The organism is Veronia nyctiphanis, from assembly GCF_004116385.1.
Lineage (GTDB): Bacteria > Pseudomonadota > Gammaproteobacteria > Enterobacterales > Vibrionaceae > Veronia > Veronia nyctiphanis.
In genome coordinates, this window is record NZ_PEIB01000083.1 from 1 (window position 1) to 1,940 (window position 1,940).

At 57.8% G+C, this 1,940-nt stretch carries 2 protein-coding genes and 1 pseudogene; all 3 read right to left on the reverse strand.

From position 1 onward, the window contains the following. Positions 1-143: 143 nt before the first annotated feature. A pseudogene (locus CS022_RS24460) lies at positions 144-880 on the reverse strand (phage tail protein I). After that, complete coding sequence (locus CS022_RS24470; protein WP_129124464.1) at positions 831-1,670, reverse strand: baseplate assembly protein; 840 nt, start codon at positions 1,668-1,670, stop codon at positions 831-833. The pseudogene CS022_RS24460 and the gene CS022_RS24470 overlap by 50 nt, the downstream one beginning before the upstream one ends. Continuing rightward, a partial coding sequence (locus tag CS022_RS24475; protein WP_129124465.1) for a GPW/gp25 family protein occupies positions 1,667-1,940 on the reverse strand: 274 nt, incomplete at its 5' end. The genes CS022_RS24475 and CS022_RS24470, both read right to left, overlap by 4 nt.

Consider the following 1,940-nt stretch of genomic DNA (forward strand, 5'->3'; position numbering starts at 1 on the left):
ATGCAGGGCTTTCCGGCTTTGGTCGGGACGATACGCCCCCTCGCCCAGCGCCACATGGGTCAGGCGCGCGGCGAAGCCATCATGGTCGGCATTGAAGACCGCCTGAAGGCCTGCTTCGGTAATGGTTGGTTGTAAAATCGTGCTCACTCGGCCACTCCGGGAGATTCCACCATGTAATATCTTGCGACAGCCAGACGGCGGTTGGTCAGGTGAAATCCTGCACTTAGCGTGGAAATAGTTTTCGGTACCTGCACCGGTTTGGTCTGTTGACTGAAGCGGCCAGATTGCAACCAGCCACCGGATGAGGCACCTGCAGCAAGCCCACTGTCCAGCCTTGCCCCCACCAGAAAATCAAAGTGGGACCTCAAGGGTTTGGTGTTCTCAACCGCCCGCGTGATGGCGGCATATAGGTCGGGACTTAGGAAAACCTGATTGCTGACATAGGGATTGGCATTGGCCCACGCAATGAACACAAAGGTATGCGGCGTTTTGGATTGAATCGACGCCAGCGCCACATCATCCGTTTCCTGAAACCACTCCAACATGTCGACGGTAACGCCAAGGTTGGCCAGTACCCGTTTGACGGCCCCGACCGTGCCTTTGCTGCGGTGTAATCTGGCCGCATCTTTAATCGCCTGACGTTGTTGCGCTTCCGGCCAGTTCGGGTCCCAGTCATCGACGGACAAGGACACGCCAGCCATGGCAGCAACTCCAATGGACAATCATCAGGCCGCCACAGTTTCGCGAGGTCAGCAGGAATAGTGGCAAGCCTTGCGGTGGTCGCCTCCAGAGCCCGTTCTTCGGAGGTCGCATTGGGCGGTAGCAGAGACTCAACCATCGCTGACCGCCAAGGTAATCTCGGTACACCATGCTGCCTCATGACTGGCTGTCGTAATATCGGTCGCGGGTGACGTTAGCTTCACGTTCATCACGCCCGGTTGATGCAAGGCCGCAATGAGGCCCGACCTTGTCACGGCCCGGCCAAGCTGATGAGTATCAGCGACATACTCCTCCGCGGCCTGTCTCGCCGCTTTGGTCACCACGTTCCTGTCCGGGTCTGCAAAACAGATGAGGGTCGCCACCACCTTGTAGGCAATCACGTTGGCCCCTCTCACGGTCACCTTATCGGTCAACGGCCGAACCTCCTCAGCATTGAGGGCCTGACTCACCGTAGACAGCACGCTGGGACTGGCCTCTCCGCGTCCATGATGACTTAACACCGTCACTGCCACTTCGCCCGGTTTGGGACTCACGACAGACACGTCCTTAACATCGGAAGAGGCGGACAAGGCATGATAATGATACGCCCCTCGGGGTCCTGCAGTACTGAGGCCCTCAAGCGACAACGGCAGACGCATCCGAAGACTCACATCAGACTCTCCCTCTCGCCGTTCAACGTTAAACAGGGCCGCCAATTGGTCGAGGTCATGCTTGGAAGAAAAAGCCAACATCACCGAACGGGCGGCTTCATTCACCCGCTGGCGAAGTAATAGCTCACGATAGGCGGCCACTTCGAGGATTTTGTAAGCCGGATCGGATTCAACCGTTGATGAGAACGATGGCAGCCGCTTTCGAAGGTCGGCCAGCATCTCGCCAAGAATGGTTTCGTAATCGAGGGGCTCCACCACATCAGGTGCAGTCAGTTTGGAGAGGTTAATTGCAGATGTCATAGGCGCACGTCCGAGAGAGTGACCGACTCGCCGAGGTATTCCCCAACAAGGTCCAGCGTCACATGGCCCGGACTAAGTTTTGAGGTAAGCACCTGGAGCAAATGAAACCGCGGCTCCCAGCGTTCAATCGCCTCGGCCGTGGCCACATAAATCTCACCCAGCGTCTCGTCATTCATTGGCGCGTCGACCAGCTCGAACAGCCGCGACCCATAGTCCCGCCGCATCACCCGGGTACCGATGGGCGTGGTCAGGATATCGGCCAGACTCTGG

What these genes read in the sequence shown, in the direction of transcription:
- CS022_RS24470 (WP_129124464.1), bottom strand. Translation starts at nt 1,670, where the DNA reads ATGACATCTGCAATTAACCTCTCCAAACTGACTGCACCTGATGTGGTG.